This is a genomic window from Moorena sp. SIO4E2 (assembly GCF_010671945.1).
Classification (GTDB): domain Bacteria; phylum Cyanobacteriota; class Cyanobacteriia; order Cyanobacteriales; family Coleofasciculaceae; genus Moorena; species Moorena producens.
In genome coordinates, this window is the sequence record NZ_JAAHIE010000092.1 from 1 (window position 1) to 7,942 (window position 7,942).

At 46.0% G+C, this 7,942-nt stretch carries 8 protein-coding genes and 1 tRNA gene; 2 read left to right on the forward strand and 7 right to left on the reverse strand.

All coding sequences use genetic code 11. From position 1 onward, the window contains the following. Positions 1-2 precede the first annotated feature (2 nt). The 6 genes from F6K37_RS12780 to F6K37_RS12805 form a co-directional block, all read right to left on the reverse strand. Positions 3-1,043: a sensor histidine kinase gene (locus F6K37_RS12780; protein WP_287250570.1), complete on the reverse strand. Its 1,041-nt coding sequence runs from the start codon at positions 1,041-1,043 to the stop codon at positions 3-5. A 363-nt stretch (positions 1,044-1,406) separates the two neighbouring features. Continuing rightward, a complete protein-coding gene (locus F6K37_RS12785; protein ID WP_008178418.1) occupies positions 1,407-2,012 on the reverse strand; it encodes an L-threonylcarbamoyladenylate synthase in 606 nt (201 codons plus the stop codon). A 102-nt stretch (positions 2,013-2,114) separates the two neighbouring features. Beyond that, positions 2,115-3,062, reverse strand: a complete 948-nt coding sequence (prmC, locus tag F6K37_RS12790; protein ID WP_008178420.1) for a peptide chain release factor N(5)-glutamine methyltransferase — start codon at positions 3,060-3,062, stop codon at positions 2,115-2,117. Next, entirely contained in the window at positions 3,059-3,826 is a 768-nt protein-coding gene (locus tag F6K37_RS12795) for a Tic22 family protein (protein WP_008178422.1), read from the reverse strand. Before F6K37_RS12795 ends, prmC begins: the two co-directional genes overlap by 4 nt. Positions 3,827-4,082: 256 nt before the next feature. Further along, positions 4,083-4,156: transfer RNA gene (locus F6K37_RS12800), tRNA-Pro, on the reverse strand. Between the two features lie 63 nt (positions 4,157-4,219). Next, entirely contained in the window at positions 4,220-4,741 is a 522-nt protein-coding gene (locus tag F6K37_RS12805; protein WP_008181937.1) for a GNAT family N-acetyltransferase, read from the reverse strand. A 705-nt stretch (positions 4,742-5,446) separates the two neighbouring features. Here F6K37_RS12805 and F6K37_RS12810 point away from each other — a divergent pair. Then, entirely contained in the window at positions 5,447-6,172 is a 726-nt protein-coding gene (locus tag F6K37_RS12810; protein ID WP_044492570.1) for a hypothetical protein, read from the forward strand. 315 nt (positions 6,173-6,487) lie between these two features. Then, a complete protein-coding gene (locus F6K37_RS12815) occupies positions 6,488-7,399 on the forward strand; it encodes an alpha/beta fold hydrolase (protein WP_287250576.1) in 912 nt (303 codons plus the stop codon). A gap of 251 nt (positions 7,400-7,650) precedes the next feature. Here F6K37_RS12815 and F6K37_RS12820 read toward each other — a convergent pair. Next, positions 7,651-7,942 (reverse strand): FG-GAP repeat protein (locus tag F6K37_RS12820; protein WP_287250579.1); only part of this gene is annotated, 292 nt, incomplete at its 5' end.

Sequence of the window (7,942 nt, forward strand, 5' to 3'; positions counted from 1 at the left end):
CCCTAGTAAGGCTCTACAATCTCAGGAATACCCTGGGGTATAGAAACTTGAAACCGGGTAAGATTCTCAGCAGAGGTATCATTGTGAGCTTCTTCACTGGGAACCGCTAATACTTCTATACGCCCCTGCATCACTTCCAGGAGTGTTTGAATCATCAACAAGGTCAGTCCAGATGAAGTGGATACCGTTTCACTGGGCTGTTTTGATTGATCTGGTGGTAATTGCAATAAATCAACAGCTTCAGCCCAACAGCTGATGGCACAGGGCATATCAATCCAGATGCAAACTGTTTCAGATTTAGAGGAGAGTGCAGCCCAAACTTTAATTTGACCACTGGTTATCTGAGTAATGGAAGTATCTACCATCATTACTAATGCCTGTCGAAAACGCCGTGGATCTGCTAAAATGTGGATTTGGGGGTCAGGTGGAACTATTTCCAGGTGGAGATTGCGATTGGCAGCTTGCAAATGGGTGAGACGATAGACGTCTTCCAACAGCTGCTTCAACGGGACTGAGCAAATCTCCAAAACGTTAGTACCGTGTTCAGTTTTAGCTACAGCAGTCACCTCATCAAGCAGTTTGACCATAGTATGGGCAGAGGCGTTAGCCTGGTTCACAAATTCTCTCTCTTCTTCTGGAGACTCACACAGATCAGACAAAATCAACTGATGTAAACCAATCAACCGACTCAGGGGCGATCGCAACTCGTGGGAAGTTCGTGCCAAAAATCCGGCTTTAAACTGGCTCATTTCCATTGCCATTTGGTAAGCCAATTGATTTTGCTTGAATTCCTGTTTCAGACCCTGGATTTCTTCAGCATCAGTATCAGTTTGATGGCATCCAGAGGTCTTTGAGTCTGTGCTTTCATGGAGGTGCGACCCAAGGCCGGGGAACCCGGCCATTGGAAAGCGCACCTTAAGGTGCGACCCAAGGCCGGGGAACCCGGCCATTGGAAAGCGCACCTTTAAAAATTTCCGGAAGCGACTCCCCATAACTCCTAACCCAATGCCTACTAGCAAATAGATCAGATCTGTCTCACCCATGCTTATTAAGTCTTGCCACACTAAAAACGTCAACAGGTGCGACCCGAAGGTGCGACCCTAGGCCGCGAGGGATTGCTCGCGGCCTTGGAGGCGCGACAATCGCGCGAATTTAATTCGCCAAGGTCAAGCGCACCTAACAAAATTGAAGGATAAAGAATGAAGGTTGAAGATTGTACTGCTGGTAATCGACAAGGGTAGAGTTGGGTAGGCAACGAGGCTAAAAAAATACCTGTTGCTGAGTAACCAATCGATAGAACCTTTTCAGGATTCCTTCACAATTCAGGGTTCCTTCACAATTCAAACTTCATACTTTTTTGTCAGATCTTTTTAAGGATAGCTAGTTTTTTTAAAAGGTGAGTAGAACTATTCAAACTCTGAATCGTCTAATTCAATCCCTCCAGCACGCAAAATTTCCCAGCCACTGCTGGTCCATTTGGCAACAGTAGACGGGACGCCAATCTTGTCTGGTTTGATCGCTTCTAACTCAGCTGGCTGGAGGGTCAATACCTCGGGAAACTGCACCTCAACCGCTGCCATTGTTTGTAAAGGTGGCTCGCCTGAGTAATTAGCACTGGTAGTTGCCAACGGACCAGTCTTGGACAAAATTGCGATCGCTATCCTGGAAGCTGGCACACGCACCCCAATAGTAGTCGGGTCAGAAGGATTCATAACGGTAGGTACTTTATCTGAAGCGGGTAAAACCAATGTTAATGCTCCTGGCCAATACTTAACAGCCATGTGTTCCCAAATCGACCTCTGTGCGGAAGTACCTTGAACAAATGGCCAAAGAGACTTAGGAGATGCCCCCATCAAAATCAAAGGTTTGTCTTGAGGACGCCGCTTTGCCTCAAACACCAACTCTGACTTGTGCGGTAGCACTGCTAGTGCTGGTACTGTATCTGTCGGAAAACTTACCAGCTTACCTGAGAGAGCCCCGGAAATCAGGGTAGCCATAGAAACTTGGGTCATTGCTCACCAGCACACTAAAAAGTAGAAGCTATCACGTCAAAGGTAAAAGCTTGGGAAAATTCTCCAAAGCTTTTTACCTGTGGGCATCTATGCATACCTTGTTTATACTTCATACTTCCTATAAGCTAGAGCAAAGCGGTCAATACCTGCTAAATCTGGAAATATCTGGATCTCAGAGTAACTGCCATGGTTTTGGAGTAGTTGAACAACCTTGTCCGCTTGTCCTGCCATCATTTCAATTAACCAAACACCGCCTGGGCGCAGATAATCCCCAGACATGTCAATCAGCTGTCGGATACAGTCTAGACCATCCCTGCCACCGTCGAGGGCAATATGGGGTTCATGGTAGTATATTTCTGGTTGTAGCTGTTTGAGGGAGTTACTAGGTATATAAGGTGGGTTTGCCACCATACCACTTAACTGACCTTTCAAGGCTTCTAGAGGTGAATACCAATAACCATGGTAGAACTTAATTTTTTCTGCCATGCCCAACTGTTGAGCATTCAATTGAGCGATGGCAAGGGCTTCTTCAGTGCAATCAACGGCATGAATAGTCCCATGGGGAAATACCTCTGCCAGTCCACAAGCGATCGCTCCACTACCAGTCCCCAAATCCGCCCAGTGTCCTGATGATAAGTCAGGTGTAGAGCTCATAGCTACACCATTGACCGCCAGATCAATCAGGGATTCAGTTTCTGGGCGGGGAATCAGGACAGCTGGGGAAACTCTCAAGGAGAAATGACGCCAAGGAGTAACCCCAGCTAGGTATTGAACTGGGCATCGCTGATGGATACGCTTTTGCCACAGTTGGGTGAGTACAGGTAGAGGTTGGGAAAGTTGAATAGTTGAGTTTTCAGTGGCTTGCCCTAACAAGGAACACTGTTGCCATGACTCCAAGCGTAGCACTAATGGGTCAAGCTCAGCTACCTCCTTTAGCAACCAGTCCACTTCAGCTGTAGGGACACCTGCCTCGGCGGCAGACTTGCAGGCATCTTGACGCCACTGCCAGAGTTCTTTTCCCGAGACCACCCACCGCTGACCCATAATCATTGATTTGGACGTTGGAGTTGATTTTGGGACAGACCTTGCAAAAATTTCAGGGATTCCTGGGATGGCACTAGTACGATTTTCTCTAGCTGCTGATCGTTGCTGTCCTGTAAGGTTTTTATAACGCCCTCTAGAGGCACTACCTCTATCTTAACCTGGGAGTTAGGGTCTTGCTGCTTATAGCGATTCACTATACTCTGCAATTGCTCTTTGTTAAAAAAGAACGGAATTGATGAGACCCCATTTTGTTGAATGGTTAGGTATCCGCTGTTGCTAGCTTCTTTGGCCACAAACAGCGGTACGCCCTGAAATGGCTTTTTTTCTTGACCATTTTGGTTCCAGATCGCTTGTGCCTGCTTTACCTGCTGTTGGTTTGGTATGTAGGCAAAATTTAAACCATTGGGAACAGTGCGATTCTTTTGATTTTGCTCATGAACTTCCCCCAAAGATACAGGCACTACTTGAACCTTGTTACCTAGTTGAGGATTCTCCTGCTTTAAACGCTGTACAAAGGCATTAGCATCTTCTTGGCTAATAAACACACCTGCCACTGAGGTAGTCTTCTTTTGATCTTGCTGATCTGGAATTGAGGCTACTAGTGGCGAACCTTTAGTATCAGTAACTGCAAATACAGGTACAGGTGTCAACTTTTCTCTTACCTGCTCTTCGGTCAGAGCCAGTGCCGCTAAATTTTCCGCACTCACTGAGCCTAGTAAGGCACTCCCTACTAAACTTAATGTTGTGCCCCAACGGAACAATGATTTCATAGAAATTACCTCGAATTTTAACGAAGAAGAGCCTGTTACAACTAGAATACCCTGCTCACTGAGAGATCTGAACGCAACTTACTAACCTCTAGTAGAGGCAGAGATTAAATTCATTCTTGTCGATCATAGCTTGACGTGGCATGTTAACTTAGCTGATCAGCGGCGTTTCATGGCTCTGCACCTGACTATTATCAAGTTTCACTGACTTTACCCTGGTGTCTTGACTGATTAGACTTATTGATTGATCGATTTCCAATCGGGATGACAGGATTTGAACCTGCGACATCCTGCTCCCAAAGCAGGCGCGCTACCAAGCTGCGCTACATCCCGGATGCTACCTCTAAGCAGTATAACCAGTATAACTCACTTTTGGCATTTTGTGTGTACTCTAGATTAATCTGGATACCAAAACATGCCTTTAATACCTTCTGGGTCAGGCATAAATCCCATTTTACGGTAAAAACTTACCACTTGAGGATCGGCAAATAGGGTGATATTGCTAATATCTTGGCTGCGCAATTTTTTGATCATATATCTCATCAAAGCTTTACCTAGTCCCTTGGCTTGGAAATCTGGATGAACTACTACATCCCAGATTGTGGCATTGAAAGCATGATCAGAAGTGGCACGGGCAAAGCCAATTAAGCGCCTCGTGTTACCTCGCTGGTACCACATAGAAGTAACCAAAAAGCTATGCTGAATGGCTTTCTTAACTTTGCGCAGAGGACGCCGAGACCAACCAACAGCATCACAAAGTTCTTCCAATTCGTACAGGTCAATTTCCCGTGTTGTACTGAAAAATACCCGTGAGGTACCGTCGGTGCGATATTTGACACCTTCTACGGTATCTCCTTCAGATCGTGTTTGAGGCAAAGCAGTATCAGAACTGCTAAAGAAGCTTTTCCAAAAACCCATGCAGGTGTGACAGTGGCGTTATCATAATTGTGAGCTACTTGGACTGGTAATGGTCTTCTTTCCCTGACGGCTCAGACGTTCTGGGTCTCGGTCAACCAGAGCCAGACTTAAATGTTTTAAAAAACAGAAAGTGATATTTGATCTATATGGTTTTACTCCACCAGGAAAACTATCATACCCGACCTACCTTGATCTGAAACTAATTCTTTGTGCAAATGATAATACCACAATTAAGCCTCCTATCCAAATTCCCATCCTAGCATTCCCTCAAGGCTCGCGCTCTTTGAAGTTGCTTGGGTAAGATTCTCGCGTCGGAGGGGGCACAGCTGTTTCAGGCTAGGAAGGTACCGAAGGTGGGGAAGTTGGGGAAGATTAGTTAGACTAGGCTAATCAGCAGGATTGCTCAGAAATGAATCAGATCCGCCCTTGTTGTTGGCTGGGGGCTCCAACCCATATATATCAAGAAATCAAGCAAATCAAGGTGCGCTTTCCAATGGGCGAGTAAATCGCCCTTGGGTCGCACCTCAATGTTAAACTCTATCTATATATACATTTAAGGCTCTTTTATCAGTATTTTTGTAAGTCCCCCTAGAAGCTGACGGGGTTGTGTTAACTCAAAAAGCTTAGGTGCGCTTGACCTTGGCAAATTAAATTCGCCACGGGTCGCACCTTTTGATAAACAAGAATAGCCACCTACCCCTATCGATCACTGTGGGTTGGAAATCATCCCAACAAGAAATCCTGAAACGCTTCAACCGAGCGTTTCCTAAGTTCTATGAACAGTTTGTCAGTAGTGAGATCCAACTGCACAACCTCAAACTGGCTTACCGACTCTATAAAACCCAACATGCTGTAATTGAGATCAAACCGGAAGGCTCAAAAAGTGTCCTGCACTTTGCTTACCGCAATGAGTCTTTTCTGCTCAGTGACATTTTTGGCGTTCTGACTGCCTATGGACTGACTATCCACAGTCTCAGTCTTTATGGTCAAATTAGTCCCCCAATGCTGGTGTTTATGAAACTAGTGGTGTCTCGTGACCGGAAAGCGCTGACCTACAAAACCTCAGAAAATGTCTGCCGTGCCCTGAGGGAGGCTTTGGCAGGGCGCTTTGAGGTGGAACAAATGCTGGCAGTGGAATTTAATCTCGATGCTGGCTTGAAGCAGGTAGAAACAGAATTTTATGTAGACCCAGTGTTTCATCTACCAGCGCTGTTAATTGAGGCCAATAACCAACCTGGATTATTTTACAAAGTTATGTATGCCATCTGGCAAGAGGATTTACTGGTGGTCAATGCCAACTTGCTGGTGTGGCGGGGACGAACCCGACTGATTCTTTACCTACTAGGTCCTAACGGAAACTTGATTCCCGATTATTTAGGTCAAAAAATTGCTGAAAGCATTCGGAGGCGATTACTAGGTCAAGTGTTTTAGTTATCATTGGGTGACAAGCACAGGTGAGACCCGAAAGTGCGACCCAAGGGCGATTTACTCGCCCATTGGAAAGCCCACCAAAGCCAGAATTTAATTCTTAATGGGGAAAGCGCACCTAAGGACTTATGCCGCAAACCCAGTTTCTTAAGGTAATTACTACGATTTCAGCCTTTGATATATAACCAGAAACCGGGTTTTAAGGCTATTGGTGGCTAAGTCCGTCATCCTGCCTACTTTTCAAGTAAAGACAAACAAGATGTGATTAAAATCACTGACTAATTTCCTATCCTGTTAATTCTTCGATAAGATCAAGGTATGGCAAGCATTAACATCCTAGGAGTATCCCATACTTACGAATTAACACCTCCTACTCAATCATCCTGTCCTGTTCTGGTTTTCATCCACGGCTGGCTGTTAAGCCGTAGCTATTGGCAACCTCTAATTTATAGGTTGTCACAGCAGTATCAGTGTCTGATTTATGACCTGCGGGGATTCGGTGAATCCCAGTCCCAAATTCATAACACTCAAAGCTCAACATCGAACCGGGACTCGGAATCACCATTTCCTGAGACTGCTGCTTCATCCACTGACCGCTATAGCTTAGCTGCCTATGCTCAGGACTTGGGCATCCTGCTAGAAAAACTGGGAATCGAGCCGGCTTGGTTGGTTGGTCATTCCCTAGGGGGTAGCATTGCTCTATGGGGTGCCTATTTGCTGCCTCAGAGGATTCAAGGGGTAATCTGTCTTAATGCTGGTGGTGGGATTTATCTGAAAGAAGAATTTGAGCGGTTTCGGGTGGCTGGTCAGCAGTTGGGAAAACGGCGTCCCCGTTGGTTGTGTTATGTCCCTTTACTGGACTTACTGTTTACCAGGGCTCAGGTAGCGCGCCCTATTGCCCGGAAATGGGGACGTCAACGGGTTATTGATTTTGTTACTGCTAACGCAGAAGCTGCATTGAGAACCTTATTAGATTCTACCACAGAAGCGGAGGTGCATCGCTTACCTCAGGTAGTTTCCCGACTCAAACAACCTGTTTATTTCATTGCTGGTACTAAGGATAAGGTAATGGAACCCAAATATGTGCGCCATCTTGCTAGTTTTCACAGTCTCTTTCAATCCTGTGGGGACAATGTGATTGAAATTGCTGAATGTGGACATATGGCGATGGTTGAGAAACCAGAGACTATTGATGCTCAAATTCGTCAAATTTTGGCTAATTACAGTTAATTAAAATGGTTAATTAGAATGGGCGAGGCTCAAGCTAATAGAGAACTTTAGCCTCACCCCAGGCTGGGAATGATCGGGCGATCTAGCCGAGATTTGCTTAATGCATAACCTAGATAATTCGGCGTTGATGATTAATGGAATAATTGAGGGGAGTGGGGAATGGGGAATGGGTAACTGACCACTGATAAATGACCCGACTATACTTGATATCATTTCTTACTTCAGCAACGTCGAAAATTCAGAGGGAAGTGCTAGGCAAGTGCAGCACCAAACAGATCACCGGCTTCATTTGCTCCTAGACCTGCCTGATCCAGTCCTTGGCTAGGTACCAATCCGTTAGCGGAGCCATGAAAGATAAAGGCAAACCCGGACTTGGGATCAGACCCAGGAGCTTCACCAGGGGCTCCAACCCCTAGGTCGTCAAAACCGTCGCCGTTGAAGTCTCCCACTGCTAAGGATTCACCAAACCGATCACCAGCCTCATTGGCTCCCAGTCCTGCCTGACTCAGCCCTTGGCTGGCGACCAGTCCGTTCTGGGAACCA

Coding starts and splice junctions, on each gene's coding strand:
- F6K37_RS12780 (WP_287250570.1), bottom strand. CDS start 1,043: ATGGGTGAGACAGATCTGATCTATTTGCTAGTAGGCATTGGGTTAGGA.
- F6K37_RS12785 (WP_008178418.1), bottom strand. CDS start 2,012: ATGACCCAAGTTTCTATGGCTACCCTGATTTCCGGGGCTCTCTCAGGT.
- prmC (WP_008178420.1), bottom strand. CDS start 3,062: ATGATTATGGGTCAGCGGTGGGTGGTCTCGGGAAAAGAACTCTGGCAG.
- F6K37_RS12795 (WP_008178422.1), bottom strand. CDS start 3,826: ATGAAATCATTGTTCCGTTGGGGCACAACATTAAGTTTAGTAGGGAGT.
- F6K37_RS12805 (WP_008181937.1), bottom strand. CDS start 4,741: ATGGGTTTTTGGAAAAGCTTCTTTAGCAGTTCTGATACTGCTTTGCCT.
- F6K37_RS12815 (WP_287250576.1), top strand. CDS start 6,488: ATGGCAAGCATTAACATCCTAGGAGTATCCCATACTTACGAATTAACA.